Source organism: Actinomyces sp. HPA0247 (genome assembly GCA_000411415.1).
Lineage (GTDB): Bacteria > Actinomycetota > Actinomycetes > Actinomycetales > Actinomycetaceae > Pauljensenia.
This window is the reverse complement of sequence record KE150450.1, coordinates 1,023,315-1,041,470: the sequence shown is the minus strand read 5'-3', so window position 1 is coordinate 1,041,470 and position 18,156 is coordinate 1,023,315. Positions and strand designations below refer to the sequence as shown.

Annotated in this window: 17 protein-coding genes, 2 tRNA genes, 1 other RNA gene and 1 pseudogene; 7 read left to right on the top strand and 14 right to left on the bottom strand. The window is 66.3% G+C overall.

Features of this window, described 5'->3' with window-relative positions:
* Positions 1 to 3: 3 nt before the first annotated feature.
* A complete protein-coding gene (locus HMPREF1478_RS04230; RefSeq protein WP_034474905.1) occupies positions 4 to 1,281 on the top strand; it encodes a molybdopterin molybdotransferase MoeA in 1,278 nt (425 codons plus the stop codon).
* A gap of 32 nt (positions 1,282 to 1,313) precedes the next feature.
* The gene (gene moaC, locus HMPREF1478_RS04225; RefSeq protein WP_016460847.1) at positions 1,314 to 1,796 is read left to right on the top strand and encodes a cyclic pyranopterin monophosphate synthase MoaC; all 483 of its coding nucleotides are present in this window, start codon (positions 1,314 to 1,316) and stop codon (positions 1,794 to 1,796) included.
* Positions 1,797 to 1,868: 72 nt separating this feature from the next.
* On the opposite strand, the gene HMPREF1478_RS04220 is transcribed toward moaC, so the two are convergent.
* Positions 1,869 to 2,360, bottom strand: a complete 492-nt coding sequence (locus tag HMPREF1478_RS04220; RefSeq protein WP_016460846.1) for a MogA/MoaB family molybdenum cofactor biosynthesis protein — start codon at positions 2,358 to 2,360, stop codon at positions 1,869 to 1,871.
* A 1-nt stretch (position 2,361) separates the two neighbouring features.
* On the bottom strand, positions 2,362 to 3,663 hold the full coding sequence (gene tadA, locus HMPREF1478_RS04215; protein WP_232207416.1) for a tRNA adenosine(34) deaminase TadA: 1,302 nt from the start codon (positions 3,661 to 3,663) through the stop codon (positions 2,362 to 2,364).
* A 207-nt stretch (positions 3,664 to 3,870) separates the two neighbouring features.
* On the opposite strand from tadA, the gene upp reads away from it, so the two are divergent.
* Entirely contained in the window at positions 3,871 to 4,509 is a 639-nt protein-coding gene (upp, locus tag HMPREF1478_RS04210) for a uracil phosphoribosyltransferase (RefSeq protein ID WP_016460844.1), read from the top strand.
* A 240-nt stretch (positions 4,510 to 4,749) separates the two neighbouring features.
* A complete protein-coding gene (locus tag HMPREF1478_RS04205; protein ID WP_016460843.1) occupies positions 4,750 to 5,304 on the top strand; it encodes a YagU family protein in 555 nt (184 codons plus the stop codon).
* Between the two features lie 138 nt (positions 5,305 to 5,442).
* Here the strand turns inward: HMPREF1478_RS04205 and HMPREF1478_RS04200 are convergent, their stop codons facing one another.
* The 5 genes from HMPREF1478_RS04200 to HMPREF1478_RS04180 all read right to left on the bottom strand — a co-directional run bounded on the left by HMPREF1478_RS04200 (position 5,443) and on the right by HMPREF1478_RS04180 (position 9,425).
* Positions 5,443 to 6,282 carry a MetQ/NlpA family ABC transporter substrate-binding protein gene (locus HMPREF1478_RS04200; protein WP_016460842.1) on the bottom strand — a complete coding sequence of 280 codons (840 nt, stop codon included), beginning with the start codon at positions 6,280 to 6,282 and terminating at the stop codon, positions 5,443 to 5,445.
* 69 nt (positions 6,283 to 6,351) lie between these two features.
* On the bottom strand, positions 6,352 to 7,089 hold the full coding sequence (locus HMPREF1478_RS04195) for a methionine ABC transporter permease (RefSeq protein ID WP_016460841.1): 738 nt from the start codon (positions 7,087 to 7,089) through the stop codon (positions 6,352 to 6,354).
* Complete coding sequence (locus HMPREF1478_RS04190) at positions 7,086 to 8,105, bottom strand: methionine ABC transporter ATP-binding protein (RefSeq protein ID WP_016460840.1); 1,020 nt, start codon at positions 8,103 to 8,105, stop codon at positions 7,086 to 7,088. Before HMPREF1478_RS04190 ends, HMPREF1478_RS04195 begins: the two co-directional genes overlap by 4 nt.
* 466 nt (positions 8,106 to 8,571) lie before the next feature.
* The gene (locus HMPREF1478_RS04185) at positions 8,572 to 8,940 is read right to left on the bottom strand and encodes a fluoride efflux transporter FluC (protein ID WP_016460839.1); all 369 of its coding nucleotides are present in this window, start codon (positions 8,938 to 8,940) and stop codon (positions 8,572 to 8,574) included.
* Positions 8,937 to 9,425 carry a fluoride efflux transporter FluC gene (locus HMPREF1478_RS04180; RefSeq protein ID WP_051113408.1) on the bottom strand — a complete coding sequence of 163 codons (489 nt, stop codon included), beginning with the start codon at positions 9,423 to 9,425 and terminating at the stop codon, positions 8,937 to 8,939. Before HMPREF1478_RS04180 ends, HMPREF1478_RS04185 begins: the two co-directional genes overlap by 4 nt.
* A gap of 79 nt (positions 9,426 to 9,504) precedes the next feature.
* On the opposite strand from HMPREF1478_RS04180, the gene gluQRS reads away from it, so the two are divergent.
* Complete coding sequence (gene gluQRS / locus HMPREF1478_RS04175) at positions 9,505 to 10,419, top strand: tRNA glutamyl-Q(34) synthetase GluQRS (RefSeq protein ID WP_016460837.1); 915 nt, start codon at positions 9,505 to 9,507, stop codon at positions 10,417 to 10,419.
* A 1,445-nt stretch (positions 10,420 to 11,864) separates the two neighbouring features.
* Here gluQRS and HMPREF1478_RS04170 read toward each other — a convergent pair.
* Together HMPREF1478_RS04170 and ffs are read right to left on the bottom strand one after the other, a co-directional pair.
* A tRNA-Arg gene (locus tag HMPREF1478_RS04170) sits at positions 11,865 to 11,937 on the bottom strand.
* Positions 11,938 to 12,055: 118 nt separating this feature from the next.
* Positions 12,056 to 12,151, bottom strand: an RNA gene (gene ffs, locus HMPREF1478_RS10355) — signal recognition particle sRNA small type.
* A 180-nt stretch (positions 12,152 to 12,331) separates the two neighbouring features.
* Here ffs and HMPREF1478_RS04165 point away from each other — a divergent pair.
* The gene (locus HMPREF1478_RS04165; RefSeq protein ID WP_016460836.1) at positions 12,332 to 12,895 is read left to right on the top strand and encodes a YbaK/EbsC family protein; all 564 of its coding nucleotides are present in this window, start codon (positions 12,332 to 12,334) and stop codon (positions 12,893 to 12,895) included.
* 167 nt (positions 12,896 to 13,062) lie between these two features.
* Here the strand turns inward: HMPREF1478_RS04165 and HMPREF1478_RS10580 are convergent, their stop codons facing one another.
* The 3 genes from HMPREF1478_RS10580 to HMPREF1478_RS04155 form a co-directional block, all read right to left on the bottom strand.
* A complete protein-coding gene (locus HMPREF1478_RS10580) occupies positions 13,063 to 13,254 on the bottom strand; it encodes a hypothetical protein (RefSeq protein WP_148332954.1) in 192 nt (63 codons plus the stop codon).
* Between the two features lie 195 nt (positions 13,255 to 13,449).
* Positions 13,450 to 13,537: transfer RNA gene (locus tag HMPREF1478_RS04160), tRNA-Ser, on the bottom strand.
* 277 nt (positions 13,538 to 13,814) lie between these two features.
* Positions 13,815 to 14,252 carry a hypothetical protein gene (locus HMPREF1478_RS04155; protein ID WP_016460835.1) on the bottom strand — a complete coding sequence of 146 codons (438 nt, stop codon included), beginning with the start codon at positions 14,250 to 14,252 and terminating at the stop codon, positions 13,815 to 13,817.
* Between the two features lie 159 nt (positions 14,253 to 14,411).
* On the opposite strand from HMPREF1478_RS04155, the gene HMPREF1478_RS04150 reads away from it, so the two are divergent.
* Positions 14,412 to 15,785 carry a uracil-xanthine permease family protein gene (locus HMPREF1478_RS04150; RefSeq protein ID WP_016460834.1) on the top strand — a complete coding sequence of 458 codons (1,374 nt, stop codon included), beginning with the start codon at positions 14,412 to 14,414 and terminating at the stop codon, positions 15,783 to 15,785.
* A 157-nt stretch (positions 15,786 to 15,942) separates the two neighbouring features.
* Here HMPREF1478_RS04150 and HMPREF1478_RS10350 read toward each other — a convergent pair.
* Together HMPREF1478_RS10350 and HMPREF1478_RS04140 are read right to left on the bottom strand one after the other, a co-directional pair.
* Positions 15,943 to 17,255: pseudogene (locus tag HMPREF1478_RS10350) on the bottom strand (ISL3 family transposase).
* A gap of 136 nt (positions 17,256 to 17,391) precedes the next feature.
* Positions 17,392 to 18,096: an ion transporter gene (locus tag HMPREF1478_RS04140; protein ID WP_016460832.1), complete on the bottom strand. Its 705-nt coding sequence runs from the start codon at positions 18,094 to 18,096 to the stop codon at positions 17,392 to 17,394.
* Positions 18,097 to 18,156: the final 60 nt, after the last annotated feature.

Genomic DNA, 18,156 nt, shown 5'->3' with positions numbered 1-18,156 from the left:
CACATGCACGATCCCACCCTGTCTACTGCGCAGCATCGCGAGCTGATTGAGGCACTGGCACTCAGCCACGTTCTCCCCCACGAGACGCTTCCCGTCGAGGAGTGCCTGGGTCGCCGCCTGGCCGTCGACATCAGCTCGTTGATCCCACTGCCGCCGTTCACGAACTCCGCGATGGACGGGTTTGCGGTGCGCCGCGAGGACTTGGCGGGCGAGGGCCCCTGGACGCTGCCCGTCGCGGGTGATATTCCGGCGGGCGACACCCGCGAGAATCGCCTTGAGAAGGGGCAGGCGTGGCGCATCATGACGGGCGCCCCCGTCCCGGCTGGCGCGGATACCGTCGTGAAGGTCGAGCAGACGGATCACGCGGCGGGCATCGCGCAGGCGCCCGAGACGGTGGAGATCCGCGTCGCCCCGAAGCTGGGCGAGAACGTGCGCGTTGCCGGCGAGGCCCTCGCGGTGGGTTCCCCGGTCCTGGAGGCGGGACGCGTCCTGGATGGGACGGCCCTGTCGGCCGCTGCCTCGGTCGGGCACGGCACTCTGACGGTCCTGCCCCGACCGCGCGTCATCGTCGTGTCGACAGGCACGGAACTGAAGCAGGCCGGTGAGGCCCTTGAGCGCGGCCAGATTCCCGATTCGAACGGCATCCTGCTGCGCGGCCTCGTCGAGGAGGCCGGCGGGCAGGTCGTCGCTCACCTACGTACGGGGGACACCCCGGCGGAGCTGCGCGCGACCCTCGACGCGGCGCCGGAGGCCGACCTGGTCCTGACCGCGGGCGGCATTTCAGCAGGCGCATACGAGGTCGTGCGTCTCACCCTCGGCACGGACGCGGGCTTCCATCACGTCGCCCAGCAGCCGGGCGGCCCACAGGGCGTGGGGTCCACGCCGGTGGGTCCGGGCGGCCGCGAGACGCCGGTCATCTGCCTGCCCGGTAACCCGGTGTCGGTTTTTACGACGTTCCACATGTACGTCGCGGGCGCGCTGGCGGTCATGTCGGACCTCGTCGCTCCCGAGCGCGGCGCGACCGCCCCGAGCGGCGTCCTCGCACGCGCGCACGCCGGGTGGGAGTCGCCGTCCGGGAAGACGCAGTTCATTCCGCTTCGTTTCGTTTCCGGTCCCGGGGACGAGGCCGGGGCCCGCTGGGTGGAGCCGGTGCACCCCCTGGGGTCGAAGTCGCACCTGGTGGCTTCGCTGGCGAACGCGGAGGCGATCGGCGTGGTCTTGCCGGACGTTGAGAAGGTTGAGGCCGGCCAGGAGCTGGCGGTCGTCCCGCTCGTGGGCTGACCCCACGAGTGACAGATAACGAGAGGAAATTCGTGAAGTTTACACACCTGAACGAAGACGGTGCCGCCTACATGGTGGACGTGACGGCGAAGACCCCGACCGTGCGCCAGGCGAGCGCCGTGTGTCGCGTGGATTGCTCGCCCGAGGTCATGCAGGCCCTGCGCGACGGCACTGTCCCGAAGGGCGACGTGCTGGCGGTGGCCCGCGTGGCCGGTATTTCCGCGGCGAAGCGCGTCCCCGAGCTGCTACCCCTGGCACACACGATCGGCGTGCACGGCTGCGCGGTGGACCTGAGCCTGGAGGAGGACCACGTGGCGATTCGCGCGACCGTGCGCACGGCTGACCGCACGGGCGTGGAGATGGAGGCGCTGACCTCGGTGACGGTCGCGGCGCTGGCGATCGTGGACATGGTCAAGGGCGTGGATCGCTCCGCCCGCATCCGCGAGGCGAAGATCGTGGCGAAGTCGGGTGGTCGCAGCGGCGACTGGGTGCGCCCGGAGGACCCGCAGGACTGACGCCGCCGCTGTACGAGGAGGCCGCCCGCAGCACACACGTGCCGGGCGGCCTGGTCGTCTCAGCAGAGGCCGTTACGCGCGCGGGTGGTCGCCGCCCGCGAGCTGGTCGATGATGTGGGCGACGAGCGGGCCGATGACGGCCACGGTGTCGGTGACGCCGCCACGCGAGCCGGGAGCGTTGACGACGAGGGCGCCCTCGGGCGAACGCGCGGTCACGCCGACGAGGCCTCGCGAGAGGGCGGCGGATGCAACCTTTTCTTCGCCGCGGCGCCGAATCGCGTCGGCGAGGCCGTCGATGCGCGTCACGAGGAGCGGCTCGGTCGCCTCGGGGGTGACGTCGCGGGGGGCGAGGCCGGTGCCTCCGGTCGTGAAGACGAAACGGGCCCCGTCCTCCACGGCAGCAGTGATCGCAGCGCGGATGGCATCGATCTCGTCGGGGACGACGATTACAGACGCCTCGATGTCGTGGTCAGCGAGGAGACGCGCGGCGAGGGGGCCGGAGAGGTCCTCGGCGAGGCCAGCGGAGCAGCGGTCGGAGACCGTGATGACGCGTGCGGGGATCATGTCAGTGGCGCGCGTTGCCGCGGCGACGCCCGGAGCGGCGCACGCGAATCCCGGAGGTGATGGGGTCGACGTCGTTGAACTGGCGCGGGGACAGCTCGTAGTCGACGCGGCGCGCGGGTTCGGGCTCGAAGGCCTGCGGGAGGGGCCGCTGCGGGCGCTCACTCGTGCGTTTTTGGGCGCGCTGGGGGAACACGGGCGGCGCGGGGATCGGCTCATCCGCCACCGGCGCGGGCGTGGGGGCCGGAGGCCGGGGAGCGCTCTCACGCAGCGGTTGGACGAGCGGGCGGCCCGGCTGAGCGGGCGTGTAGAGCCCCTCGGGCACGGTCGCGGTGGGGCGCACGTGGACGGGGCGGATGCGGGGGACGGAGCGCGTGATGGGGCCGCGCGTCGTGTCGGGTGACACGGCCGGCATGACCGGGGCGGCACTGCGGTAGGGCGGCTGCGAGGGTGGGGTCTGCGGCGCGGGCGCGACGCTTTCGTCGGCGGGAATGTCGGCGGGGTCGTCGGCGTTGCCGGAGACGCGCTCGGAGAAGGGGCGGCCCGCTCGACGAGGCAGGGGCGAGGCCTGCGTGCCACGGTGACGGCTGGGCGTATGGGCGGAGTGGGAGGGCGCCGCCGGGGCCTCAGCCACGACCGGGGGCGCGGGGACGACGGGCGCGACGGGCGCTTCGGGCGTCACGAGCTGGGCGGGGACCCCCTCGTGGCGAGGAGCCTTCTCGCTCGCCTGTTCGTGTGTGCGCGCCGACGCGGGCGCCTCATCCTCCTCGTAGGGGACGACGAGGGGCGCGGGGATGTCGTCGGGCTCGTGGACGGGGGCCTGAACGACGGGCATTTCGTCAGCGCTGCGGCAACCAAGGAAGAAGGAACGCAGCTGCATGGCGGCCTCTTGGGCGAGGACTCCGCCAATAACCTCGGTCGGGTGGGGCATCCGGGCGTCGCGCAGGACGTCGCGCAGGGAACCCGCCGCGCCTGCCTTCGGGTCCCACGCGCCGAAGACGACGCGATCAACGCGGGAGGCGAGAATAGCGCCCGCACACATCGTGCAGGGCTCGAGGGTGACGACGAGCGTGCAGCCCGTCAGGCGCCAGGTTCCCCTGGCGCGGCCAGCCTCACGCAGCGCAACGATTTCGGCGTGACCTGCGGGATCGTGGTGCGCCTCGCGGCAGTTCCACCCGCGGCCGATGATCCGGCCGTTTTCGTCGACGACGACGGCCCCGACGGGGACATCTCCCGTCTCGCGGGCGCGGTTGGCCAGGAAGAGGGCCTTGCCCATTGCTTCGCGGTACTGCTCATTCACGGTCACCCTACTAGCTTACCGGCCAAATCAGTGTTGGGGTAGTTGGAGTCCACAGTGGCTTGTGAGCTTCATGTGACTCGTGAGTTTGACATCGTCCACATCCGGACGCGATGCCCGACCAACCGAAAGGCGCACCGAGCAGAGAACCCGCCACGGCCTCGTCCCCGGCGCACCAGGGTGCACACTCGCGGGCGAACAAGGTAGCCTATAACCATGCGCCTCCACGTTGCCAATCACCCCCTGATCACCCACAAGCTCACCGTTCTGCGCGATCGCGAAACGCCGTCGGCGACGTTCCGCCAGCTCGTGGACGAACTGGTCACCCTGCTCGCCTACGAGGCGACGCGCGAGGTGGCCGTCACCGAGACCCCCATCGAGACCCCCGTCGCCCCCACGGTCGGCCTGAAGCTCTCCGAGCCTCGCCCGATCGTGGTCCCCGTCCTGCGCGCAGGCCTGGGCATGCTCGAGGGCATGACTCGCATGCTGCCCACGGCCGAGGTTGGCTTCCTGGGCATGCGTCGCGACGACGACACCCTGGAGATCGAGACCTACGCAAACCGCCTGCCGGACGACCTGTCGGGCCGCCAGTGCTTCGTTCTCGACCCCATGCTGGCCACCGGCCACACCATGGTCGCCGCCACCAACTACCTCTTCGAGCGCGGCGCGAAGGACGTCACCTGCGTGTGCATCCTGGCCGCTCCCGAGGGTATCAAGACGCTTGAGGAAGCGATCGGCGACCGCGCCGACGTGAACGTCGTCGTCGCCGCTGTCGACGATCACCTCAACGAGAAGTCCTACATCGTCCCCGGCCTGGGCGACGCGGGCGACCGCCTGTACGGCATCATCGACTGACGAGGCCGCACCCCTGACGCGTCACCGCGCCGAGGGATGCGACGCAGCTAACGCCACGCGAGGGGTGGTGGCGGGACCCAGGTCCCGCCACCACCCCTCGTATTTACTTATTAATCAACGTATAAACTAACCGCCTTAGCTATTTGTAGCCTATTTTCCCTGATGACAGCCTTATGTGACCTTAACCGCTAAGAGTTCGTCAGCCTCGAAAATGCCACGTGAGCGTCTCATGCTTGTCCTATGGCACTGATTCAGACCAATCCCAAGCGCCGCCGCTACGGCGTCGCAGCAATCGCAGGTGTTCTCGGCGGCATCGTCTCCGCTATCGTCAAGTTCGGCTGGGAGGTGCCGCTGCCTCCGCGCACGCCCGAGCGCAACGCCACCAACCCGCCCCAGGAGCTGCTCCAGCAGCTGGGCGTCCCGGAGAGCGTCACGCACCTGTCCTACACCTTCAACGGTAACGAAGGACTCCCCTGGATCTCCTTCATCGTCCACTTCTCGTTCTCGATCGCCTTCGCGATCATCTACTGTGTGCTCGCCGAGCGCTTCCCGCAGATCAAGCTCTGGCAGGGTGCCGCCTTCGGTATCTTCGTCTACGTGGCCTTCCACGTCGTCCTCATGCCGCTGATGGGCACCGTCCCGGCGCCCTGGAACCAGCCCTTCGCGGAGCACTTCTCCGAGTTCTTCGGCCACATCATCTGGCTGTGGGTCATCGAAGTCTTCCGCCGCGACATGCGCAACCGCATCACGCACGAGCCGGACGCCGAGTTCCCGCTCGAGTCTCGCACCAACTGATCGCCGCTTGCGCGGACATGCGGGTGGCCCCCGGAACCCATGGGTTCCGGGGGCCACCCGCATGTCGATGCGAACCCTGACGTCCGCGTTCCGTCAGCCTCGGCGCCTGCGCGCCCCGGCCTCGTCAATCAGAGTCAATCAGAACGCCGGAATGACCGAGCCATCCGACCAGGTCTGCTCGATGTACTGCTTCACCTGATCGGAGTGCAGGAGCTTCTCGAGCTTGGCGATCGCGTCAGCCTTCTTGGTGTCCTTCTTCCACACGAGGACGTTCACGGCCGGGTTGTCCACGGGGGACTCGACGACGAGCGCGTCGCCGGAGATGGACTTGCCGCCCTCCTGGGCGAAGTTGCCGTTGATGACCGCGTAGTCGAAGTCATCGAGCGAGCGGACCAGCTGCGGGCCCTCAACCTCACGGAAGTCGAAGTTCTTCAGCTTGGTGACGGTGTTGATGTTAACGTCACCGTCGCCCTCGGGGATCGAGACGAGGCCCTGGGTCGCCAGGAGCTTGAGCGCACGCGACTGGTTAGCCGTGTCGGAGATGATGCCGATCGTGCCACCGTCGGGCAGCTCGTCGAGGGACTTGTGCTTGTTGGAGAACACGCCGAGGGGCTCGAGGTGGATGCCCTCGCCGGCCTCGAAGTCGTAGCCGAACTGCTTCTCCGCGTTCTCCAGGTAGGGGACGGTCTGGTAGAAGTTGGCGTCCAGGTCGCCGTCGTTCAGCGCGGTGTTGGGCTGGACGTAGTCGGTGTACTCAACGATGTTGAGCTTGATGCCCTCGGCCTCGGCCAGGTTGTCGTTGATGTAGGTGAGGATCTTCGCGTGGGGCGAGGGGGTCGCGCCCACGGTCAGGGTCACGACGTCCGAGGAGGAGCCGGAGCCGGACGCATCCGAGGAGGAGCCGGAGCCGCCGCAGGCCGCCAGGCCCAGGGAGGCGACGGCCGCCAGGCCGATGGCTGCGAGGAAGCGATGACGCATGGTGGTTCTCTTTTCTTCTGTGTACTGGATGGGACGGATAGTCGAGGCCGGCGGCCCGACCGTGGTCTGTCAGCGCGCGCGGTGGTCAACCAGGCGCGAAAGGAGGTCGCCGATCAGCTGAATGATCTGCACGATGACGATGATGGCGACGACGGTCGAAATCATGACGTCGTCCTGCCAGCGGTTGTAGCCGTAGTTGATGGCCATCTGGCCCAGGCCTCCGCCGCCGACGGCGCCCGCCATCGCGGAGTAGCCGATCAGGGTGATCGCCAGCGTCGTGATCGACTGGATAAGGGCGGGCATGGCCTCGCGAATGAGGACACCCCAGCGGATCTGACGATTGGAGGCGCCCATCATCTGGGCGGCCTCGACCTTGCCGGGGTCGACGGCCAGGAGGTTCGTCTCCACGAGGCGCGCGAAGAAGGGCGCGGAGAGGATGACGAGCGGCACGACGGTCGCAAGCGAACCCGTGGACTTGCCAACGAGCAGCTTCGTCAGCGGGATCAGCATGATGATGCCGATGATGAAGGGCAGGGAGCGCACGATGTTCACGACGAAGGACACGGCCTGGTACACGCCCTTGTTGGGGGTGAGGCCACCCTTGCCGGTCTGCACGAGGAGGAGGCCGAGGAGCGTTCCGATGATGACCGCGAAGAGCGTGGACAGGCCCGTCATCATGAGGGTCTCGAGGATCGCCGGACCGAACTTCTGGGTCAGCGCCGGGTTGTCGAGCCACGTCGGGTCGCCCTTGCCGGTCGGCTGGAGCACCTGCGCGGCGGTCGCGGCGGCGAGGTATGCGGTGGTCATTGGGTCCTCACTTCCGCGTGAACGTTGTTCTTACGCAGCTGCTCGATGATCTTGTCGGCGTGGTACGCGGGGACGGTGAGCGCCAGGCGACCCACCTGCACGCTGCCGAGGGACTCGAAGGTTCCCGCGGTCACGTCCGCGCCCATGGACGAGGCCAGGTGCAGCACCGTGGCGCCCGTGGGCACGCCCGGGTGCGAGGTGAAGACGACGTCGAGGAGGACAGTGCTCTTCGTCAGGCCATCCAGGCTCGTAGCCCCGGGGGCGGGGATGGACTCGACGACGGGCATGGGGACCAGCTCACGGGCCAGCGGGGTCGAGGGATCGGCGACGACCTCTTCGAGGGGGCCGGTCTGCAGGACCTGGCCGTGGCCGAGGAGGGTCACGGAGTCACAGATCTCGCGGACGACGGCCATCTCGTGGGTGATGATGACGACGGTAACGCCGGCGACGTCGCGCACGTGGCGCAGCAGGGAGAGGATCTGGGCGGTCGACTCGGTGTCGAGCGCGCTCGTCGGCTCGTCACACAGGAGCACGGCCGGGTCATCGGCCAGGGCGCGGGCAATGCCGACGCGCTGACGCTGGCCACCCGACAGCTGAGACGGGTAGGAGTCGCCTCGGCCTTCGAGGCCAACGAGGGCCAGGAGCTCCTCGACGCGCTGACGACGCTTTGCGGCGGGCACACCCGCGAGCTTGAGCGGGTAGCCGATGTTGTCGGCGGCAGTGCGTGCGTCCAGGAGGTTCGCGGCCTGGAACACCATGCCGATGCGACGACGGGCGGCGCGCAGCGCGGAACCCGACAGGGTCGACAGGTCGAGGCCGTCGACGACGATGTGGCCATCGGTAGGCTTCTCGAGCGCCGTCAGACACCTGATGAGCGTGGACTTACCCGCACCAGAACGGCCGACGATTCCGTGGATCGAACCGCGATCGACGTGCAGGTTCACCCCATCGAGCGCGACGACCTGGCCGCCGCCTTTCACGGGGTAGATCTTGGACACCCCGGTGAGGTCAATCATATGCTTCTCCGTTACTGGGCCCCGCGGCCCGCATCATCAGCATATGAGGGCGCGAGGTGCGAGCGCTCGGAATGCTGTTACAAAACTCCGTATCGTGGCTAAACCCTCACCGAACAGCCCATATTGCGGCCGTAGTTACGCGGAAAACTCCCTACCCGACGCACGCGATGCCCGCGAGCGCCCTGCATCCCCTCTTCCCTCTATCCCCTCCTCCTCCCTGATCCCACCCCGGTCCCTGATCCCACCCCGGCCTCGTCCCTCCCAAAGTCGCAGGTAATTTGGGTACCCTCATTTTTCTTAGCATCCGAGAAAACGTTGCAATCCCAACGATCACAATTCAAATTCTGAAATAGCTGCAAGGGAATTGCATGCGACATTTTTGGGTAAAGATCGCACAGGCCAGGCCTGTGCTCAGATAACACGCAATGCTGATAACACGCGAAACCCGGAACAGCGTTCCGGTCGCTCACGCGACAGCGATACCCGCGAGGGCCGCGCCCCAGGAGGCCGCCCAGGTGCCCAGCGCGAGAGCGAGGCTCCGTCCTCGGAATCCGTCCGCCCACAGGGTCACCGCGTCCACGAGCGCGGTCGAGAACGTCGTGAAGCCACCGAGGAACCCCGTCGACACGATCGGCATGATGCTTGCGGGAGTAAGCTGAGTGGCCGCACCGGCCAGGAAGCAGCCGATCACGTTGACCACCAGGATGCCGAGCTTCGCCCCCGCCGGGTCACCCCACGAGTCCAGGGCGCGCTGCACGCCTCGGTCCAGCCAGAAGCGGGCGCACGCGCCCACGCCGCCAGCCAGGGCCACAAACAGGAAGGTCGCTGTGCTCATGCTCGGCCCTCCTCGTCGTTCACGGACGTCGCAGAGGCCGAGGAGGCAGCTGAGGCCGCCGAGGGGCCGCACAGCCGCTCCCCCACGCGCATCCCCACCCAGGCACACGCACCGCCCAAGGCGAGGAGACCCAGGGACTGAGCCACGGCCTCGACAATGCCATTGAGCGACACGTAGCCCACCGACGCGACGATGTACGTCCCGTACGTCGTGAACGCGCCCGCGAAACCCGTGCCAACCAGGAGCTTCAGAGTCTTCAACGAGGCCGGATCCCCCGCGCCGCGCGCGAGGCGCCCCGCCACCCACGCGGCCAGTGCACCCAGGAGGAACGCGCCCACCACGTTGACCGTCAGCGTCGACCACGACAGGAAAAGGCCGCGCACGGGAGAGGCCTTCGCCACCTCGTCCAGGCCCGCACGCGCCGCCGTCCCCACGACGCCGCCCATGAAGACCGCCAACCAGTCGGGCACCCGAAAACTCGCCATGCACCCACTGTACGCCTGCGGCCCTAGCGCGCGGGGAGGCGGATCCCGGGGGGCGGCCCCAGCCTCGTACACTGGGCGCATGACGAACACCGGACGATTCGCGCCCTCCCCCACGGGCGACTTCCACCTGGGCAACCTGCGCACCGCGATTCTCGCGTGGGCGTGGGCGCGCACGACCGGGCGGCGTTTCGTCCTGCGCATCGAGGACATCGACCGGGAACGCGCCGGGTCCGCCCAACGCCAGATCGAGGACCTGGAAGCGATCGGCATCGACTGGGACGGCGAGCCCCTCATCCAAACCGCGCGGGCCGACGCGCACGAGGCCGCCCTGGCGTCGCTGGCCGCGCGCGGCCTCATCTTCGAGTGCTACTGCACACGCCGAGACATCCGCGAGGCCGCCTCCGCGCCGCACGTGCCGCCCGGCCACTACCCGGGCACGTGCCTGCGCCTGAGTGAGGCCGAGCGCGAGGCGAAGCGCGCGGCTCTGGCCGCTGCTGGGCGCGCCCCCGCGCTGCGTCTGGCCGCCCCCTCGCCCGAGTGGACGGTGTTCGACGAGCTGCACGGCTCCTACACCGGGCCCGTCGACCACTTCGTCGTGCGCCGCGCAGACGGCGTGCCCGCCTACAACCTGGCGGCCGTCGTCGACGACGCCTACCAGGGCGTCGACCAGGTCGTGCGCGGCTTCGACCTGCTCTCCCAGGCGCCCGCGCAGGCGCAGCTCGCGCACCTGCTCGGAGCGCCCGAGCCGACGTACGCGCACGTGCCCCTCGCGCTCGCGCCCTCCGGGGCCCGCTTGGCTAAGCGCGACGGCGCCGTCACCCTCTCAGACCTACGAGGCTTGGGCTGGTCCACCGAGGACGTCGTGTCGTTTATCGGTTCCTCCCTGGGAGTGCCCGGGGCGCACTGCGCCTCCGACATCGCGGACGCCCTGGGGATTGAGGGGCTGCGCTCCTTGTCGACCGAGCCGTGGGTCGTGACGCCGCCCAGTTCCTAAGGTTTTGCTCTATGTGCCCTGCCGGGCCGGGCTGCTTGTGGCTCCACGGGCCGCTCTCCCATCAATTTCGCACGTAATTCCCCAGCAAGTTGTTCAAACGTTGAAATCGCCTCGTTGGAATTGCAACGTTTTTGGGCGGTCTCAAAAAATGACCGTCGGAAATTATGTGCGACTTTTTCTGGGGTGGTTATCGCCGTCACTCTCGGGTGCTGCGGCCAGGCCCCGCCACCGCCCACGGGCACTGCAGCCAGGCCCTACCTCCACCCCGTATACGTCACACCCCTCATCCCCAGATCCACCACCAATTTCGCATGCAATTCACTCACAACTATTTCAAACATTGAATTCACAGCGTTGGAATTGCAACGTTTCTGGACTTTGTTGAAAGTTCACGCAATCGAATTGCATGCGGAATTAATGAAGCCGGGCCCCGCCACCGCCGCGAGCTTTGAAAGCGGGACTCTTCGGCGATGCAGCCGCTTCTGATCGTGCAGCTAACCCTGTGCGTGTGCTGCCGCCCCTACAGCTCTCTCCGTCTGAGCACTATCCGGATAGGTTGTGCACACGCGGATAGGTTATGCGCATCCGGATAGGTTAATAAGCTATCCGCATGCTCGTTACCTATCCGGATGTTCGTAACCTATCCGGATGCTCGTTAGCTACCCGAATCTTCGTTACCTATCCGCATGCTCATTACCTATCCGCGTGCGTGTTGACGCCTGGGAGCTGCCCACCCACGGGCGCGGCGACCAGTCCCAACATCTCACCGCTGTGCTCCACAAGTTGTGCAGCGGCCTCCAACCGGGCCGCGGGACAAAACTCTCCCCGCTCAGCTTGCTCGCAGCCAAAACGGGACAAAACTCTCCCTGCATGCACCAAACGGCCCAAAATGCGCGTTTTTTGGTGAGCAGGGCGAATTTTGTCACGCGTGCACCCCCAACCGGCCACACCGGGCGAATTTTGTCACGGAAAACGCTCCGCAGCGGCAATGCCGGACGAGTTCCGTCACGCCTTCAGCTGCGCGGCCGCACGTTAACCCCTGGATGTGCATGCAGCGTGATGAACTGCTTTAACGCCTCAGCTGCGCGGCCGCACGTTAACCTCTGTGTGCGCACGTAAAACCCTAGACATCGACGTGGGCAGCACTGCCCACACGCATATCATCGGGCCCACCTGCAGGTCATCGGGCCCGCGTGCGCCAGGGGCCCATACACAGGGCGCGACGCAGTATTCACAGGAAAGAGACACACGCAACCAACTAAAACTACGACTTCCCGCGCAACAAAGCCGAAAAGTCACCGCAAAACCAACACATTTTGTCCTTTATCCCCGTGGACCCCGCCGCGAACGCGTGGATACATTGGGCATGAAAAAAGCACTCCCGAAGGAGTGCTTTTTAAAAACGCAGAACCCCCACCGGTGGATCGCACCGAGGGGGGCCGCTGCGCGCCCGAAGGGACTCGAACCCCCAACCTTCTGAACCGTAATCAGATGCTCTATCCATTGAGCTACGGGCGCTTTGCCGTTTGGCTGGGTATAAGCTTACACGCTCTTCGTCAGGATGCAAAATCAAGAGTCATGACCTGAACCACACTGAAGAAGCATGTCCTTCAGCCGACCAAGATCGAGCAGCATATACAAAGATCCTCCGCGCACCCGGCAGCGCACCCTTATCCTTGCTGCATTCCTGCCCTGGGGAGGTTCGGATGATACCGTCACGCGGAGGACCGACCCTCAGCATACACGGTTTCACCCGGCGCGCGCAGCTGCGACGACCATGCCACAGAACACCACGGGCGCAGAACACCACAGACCCCGAACACCGCAGGCACCGACGCACACCCGGCCGTCACGCAGGCTTGCCCATCGGCCACCCCAGACACTCCAACGCCGACAGGCCTACCCTGACACCATGAGCGACATCATCATTCCCGGCATCGGCTCTCTGGAGCCAGTGCCCGCACTGGACAATCTGAATCTGCTCGCGCCGCCGGTCGCGGCCGCTCTCACCGCGCTGGCCGAGCGCGGGGTGGCCACGGCCTCGTCGGCCCTCGTCGTCGCGATCGACCCGGAGCTCGCGGACACGGAGGTCATGACGCGCGAGTTCGGCATGGATCTGGCGCTGTCGTCGAACTGCATCCTGGTGGCGGGCAAGCGCGCGGGCGAGGAGCGCATCGCCGCGTGTGTCGTGCGCGCGACGACGAACGCGGACGTCAATCACGTGGTGAAGAAGCGCCTCGACGTGCGCAAGGCGAGCTTCTGGCCGCAGGACCGCGCGGTTGAGGCGTCGGGCATGGAGTACGGCGGCATCACGCCGGTGGGCGTGCCCGGCTCGTGGCGTCTCCTCATCGATTCGGCGTGCGCGGTCGGCTGGAGCTGCATCGGCTCGGGCCTGCGCCGCTCGAAGTTGTTCGTGACGGGCGAGGTCCTCGCCGCGCTCCCGGGCGCAGAGATCGTCGAGGGACTCGGAGTCTAGAAGGACGAGGCCGGGGCCCGTCAGGCAAGCCCCGCCCGGTCGGCGGTCACCGCGCAGGCTGCGGAGCCTAGCTCTGGCGTCGGTCGGCTGCGGACGCATGTGACATGCAGGAGTTGTTGGGTCCGGCTGCGGTGCCCGCGGGCGGAGTCAGGGCCTGGCTGCGGTGCTCACAGCACGACAAGCCCCGCCCGATTGGAGGCCGACGCGAGGCCTGCGGGGCCTGGCCGGGCTTCGAGGCGACGCGCCGAGCCGAAGGCTCGCAGCGCGGGCGGGCCGCCGCCCACGGGCACACCAAGCAGCCCGGCCCGACGAGGCAGGCCACGCGGCGCCCGGAACACCAGCGGCGCTACACGCAACACAAGCAGGAAAGCTCCCCACCGGCCGCCACGCCGTGTCGTACTAATTTCGTACTTAGTTCCCCTATTTTTCCCCTCAAGTTCCACAACTAAGGGGAAAACGCGGATTCGTTGAAGCAACGCCCCTCCCCTACGATGGGGACTTTTCGCTGCAAACGCAAAGAAAACCCCGGAACCTGGGCAGGTTCCGGGGTCCGGTGGCGGAGGATGGGGGATTCGAACCCCCGAGGGCTTGCACCCAACACGCTTTCCAAGCGTGCGCCATAGGCCACTAGGCGAATCCTCCGTGCACATCGTGCCGGACAATCATAAGCGAAAAAAGCCTCCCAGCGCCAATCCTGGCCAATGGACCAGATCACAGGCCTGGAATGTCGCAGAAAACGCGTGCTCCGCTCGCGCAGGCAGGCCGCATGCCCGCCGATGATCGGCCAGGGCACTCAGTGAGATCGACGCCGCGAGCGCACGTCAGTTCACCCACCGCCCACCTGGCCACACCCACGAAGCCGCACCTGCGAAGGCGCACCCACGAGCCGCACCCGCGAAGGCGGCCCCGGCCTCGTCGATTAGAAGAGCCCGAGCAGGTAGATCGAGAGGCCAACGAAGACGAGGATGCCGTCGTAGACGAGGGCGGCGATGGCCTCGCGCGAGCCGATGCGCTCGGGGAGGGACTGCGCCTGAACCAGAGCGATGACCGCGAGAACGATGCTGATGACGAGGGTGAAGCCGAAGACCCCGAAGACGGCGAACCAGAGGGCGACTTTCGCCATGGGGTTCGTGATGGGCTTGGGGGAGGTGTAGCCGCCGTCGGCGAAGACCTCCTGGATGTTGACGTATTCCACGCCCGGGAACCTGCCGTACGAGGCCGGGACGCCCTGGCGGATGACGCTCTCGGGGGCGTAGCCGTAGCGGTCGCCGGGGGCGGCAGTTGGCGAGGCAGTGTCCGGGTTCGCCCAGGGCACGCTGGAGACTGTGGGGGCGAGGTTCGGGGACGGCTGGCTCATGTGCTCCACTATTCCATAACAGCAGGGGCGTGCACCACACTTTGGCCGCTCGTGGGGTTTAGGCGTGGCGAAACCTGCGGATACAGGGGCACACGCGCTACCCTGTTATTCCGACCGGTACGGCCATCCTGCCCATCAACTGATCGGATTTGTACGCTTATGAGCGAAACGAAGACTTCGCTGTTCCGTTGGAAGCTTCACGGTAACGGCACGTCCATTAATCCCGGTGACGTCGTCCTCCCGGGTGAGCGACTGTCGTGGCCGCGCACTATTGGCATTGGCGCCCAGCACGTGGTCGCAATGTTTGGTGCGACGTTCCTTGTTCCGTTGTTGACGGGTTTCCCTCCGTCGACAACGCTTTTTTTCACCGCGATCGGCACTCTGCTGTTCTTCCTGATCACGGCGGGCCGTCTGCCCTCGTACCTGGGTTCCTCGTTCGCCCTGATTGCCCCGATTACCGCGGTGTCGAGCACTCTCGGGTCTTCGTACGCGCTCGGCGGCATCATTGCGACGGGTGCGACGCTCGCGACGGTTGGTTTGATCGTTCACTTCGCGGGCGTGCGCTGGATTGACGCGGTCATGCCGCCCGTGGTGACGGGCGCGATTGTGGCTCTCATCGGCCTGAACCTGGCACCTGCCGCGTGGAACTGGGTGAAGGAAGGCCCGATCACTGCTGTTGTGACGATCGTGTCGATCTGCCTCGTGACAGTGCTCTTCAAGGGCATCCTGGGCCGCCTGTCGATCCTGATCGGCGTGCTGATCGGCTACGTGGCGGCGATTCTTCAGGGTCAGGTCGACTTTTCGACCGTGAGCAAGGCCGCTTGGATCGGCTTCCCCGAGTTCCAGGCTCCGAGCTTTGCCCCCTCGACCCTGGGCCTGTTCCTGCCGGTCGTGTTCATCCTGGTCGCGGAGAACGTCGGCCACGTGAAGTCTGTGTCCGCGATGACGGGTGAGAACATGGACGACCTGACGGGACGCGCGCTCATGGCGGATGGCCTGTCCACGATGCTGGCCGGCAGCGGCGGCGGCTCGGGCACGACGACCTACGCGGAGAACATCGGCGTTATGGCGGCGACCCGCGTGTACTCGACGGCCGCGTACTTGATCGCGGCTGGCGTCGCCCTAGTCCTGTCGATGCTGCCGAAGTTCGGCGCGCTGATTGCGACGATTCCTCCGGGCGTCCTCGGCGGTGCGGGCACGGTCCTGTACGGCATGATCGGCATGCTGGGCGTGCGTATTTGGGTGCAGAACCGCGTGGATTTCTCCAACCCGGTGAACCTGAACACCGCTGCGGTCGCGTTGATCGTCGCGATTGCGAACTTCACGTGGAAGATCGGCGACATGACCTTCGGCGGCATCGCGCTGGGCACGGCCGCCGCTCTGCTGATCTACCACGGCATGCGCCTGATCTCGAAGCTGCGTGGCACGAACCTGGAGGCGGCGTCGCCCGCGTCCGCACCGTCTGGTTCGGAGCTGGAGGGCGAGGCGTACTCGAAGCGCCACCGCTCCCCCGCGCCGCAGGCTGACGCCTGATCTGACGCGTTCATTGACGAGGCCGGGGCTCGGCCACTCGCTCACCGCACGGTGAGGGGTGGGTCGGGCCCCGGCCTCGTTTATCCCCATAATTCCGCACGTAATTCCCCCGGTGCACCGCAATCATCGTCAGTGCAATGCCCGGATTTCCGGCTCTTCATAATTGGGGGTGTAGTTGGGGTCTGAATCCTCCTGTTTCGAGGAGTGCTCGGGTGATGTAGTTGGTGAGGTTTCGCAAGTCCGAGTGCGGATCCGCGTAGGTGTTCGAGACGTCCGTTGATCGCTTCGGTAGGACCGTTGCTGGTGTGGGGATGATCGAAGTAGGCCAGGATGTCCCCGGCTCGGCGTTTGAGTGTCCTGCCCAGCGTGATGAGCTCGGTCAGACCCCTCGGTACGCGCGTAGAGGTCAGCGTGTTGATTTCGGCTTGCATCAGGGCCTTGCCGCGGATTTTGTTGGGATCGCGGTAGGCATCAATGATGTTCTGGTAGACGCTCCAGGTGACTTCGAGTGCGACGTGGCAATCGCTGGCGAACAGGTCGAGGATCCGGTGCTGCTGGCGTGGGGTGAGCAGGCAGGATCTGGTGTGCAAGCATCCTGCGGGCCTTGTAGAGGGGATCCGTGGCCCGCCCGCGCCGATGGTGAAGTTCTTGCTGAATGCGCCTGCGACACTCATCGAGAGCATCACCGGCCAGGTGTACGACATGGAAGGGATCCATGACCGCCCTCGCGCCGGGGAGCTCTTCAGCGGCGGCGCTCTTAAACCCGGTGAATCCATCCATCGCGACGATCTCAATGTGGCTGCGCCACGTGTCAGGGCGGGAGGCCAGCCAGGTTTTGAAGACCCGCTTGGAGCGCCCCGGGACCATATCCAGGAGCCGGGAGTGACCGCGACGGTCTCGTACGGGAGTGACGTCCAAGATGACGGTGACATATTTGTCGCCGTAGGGGGTGTGTCGCCACACGTGTTCATCCACGCCAATGACACGCACGCCTTCATACCGGGTCGGGTCGTTGATCAGTGAGCGCTCTCCTTCGGCCAGGACAGCAGTGTTAGCGGTATTCCAGGACACGCCCAGGGCCTGGGAGATACGCGCCACCGTCACATGATGAACGACCACGCCCGTCAGCGCCCAGCGCACCGCCGCACGCGAGAGCTTGGCGCGCGGATCGGCTGCTTGGCTCATATCCTGACGCCACACGTGAGCGCACTCCTGGCACCGGTAGCGGCGCACGCTCACGTGCAAAAACGTGGGACGCCACCCGTAAGGCTCGTGAGCTAAGCGCCTGATCACCGTGTCACGAGCCACGCCCTGACACCCGCAGCGTCGACACCACCGGTCCTCACCCGTAATACGGCACGCCAACACTGCATGGTCTGCCTCAACGCGCTGGCCCGTCACTTCTAGGCCCAGGTCATCCAGGCGCGTGAACGCGCTCAGATCAGGGCGATCAAAGGTAGTATTGGCCATGTCGAGGTCTTTCAGATGGACGGTGTAGGAACCCCCATCATCGGAAGACCTCGACCCCTACCCAGCCACGACACGCCCAACCCCGCCCACAACACCTACACCCTCAAATGCGAAGAGCCACAAAAGTCCCTGCAGATCAGTCGCTGGCGCTTCCTTCGCCGCGCAGCTCGTCGAGCATGCCCGCCGTGAAGATGCCCGAGGGCAGGGCAACGACGGCGACGCCCATGAGCGAGGAGATCATGGCGATGGCACGCCCCACGTCGGAGGTGGGGTAGAGGTCGCCGTAGCCGACGGTCGTCAGGGAGACGACCGCCCAGTACACGGCATCGAAGAAGGTGTTGAAGGTTTCCGGCTCGACTTTAAAGATGACGAGGGCGCTGACGAGGATGTAGCCGATGGCCAGGCAGAGGACGGCGAGCAGCGCCTCCCTCTCTTTCTCGAGCACGGCGGCGATGGCGGAGGCGCTCTTCGAGTAGCGAATGAGCTTGAACATCCGCAGGGCCCGAAACAGGCGGAGGACTCGCAGCGTGCGCAGCGCGTCGTTGAGGGCATTGAAGACTGGCAGGATCGACAGCAAGTCGATGACGGCCATGGGGGTGAAGGGATAGATCAGGAACGACAATGCGCCCTTGCCGAGCTTCAGATCCGCCGTCGCCCATCGTGCCAGGTAGTCGGCGATGAACACGAGGACGCAGGCGTACTCGATTGTCTCGAGGACGGGGCTGGATTCCTTGAAGCACAGGGGGAGCAGGCTGGCGATAATGAGCACGGTCATGACGCGCCCGCACCACATTGCCGCTCCACCATCACCATCCAGCAGAGAGTAGAGACGTTTCCGCACCTTTAACACTCCTCATCGATATGCGCGTCACGCGCCGGGAAAACGCACCCACGACTGGGC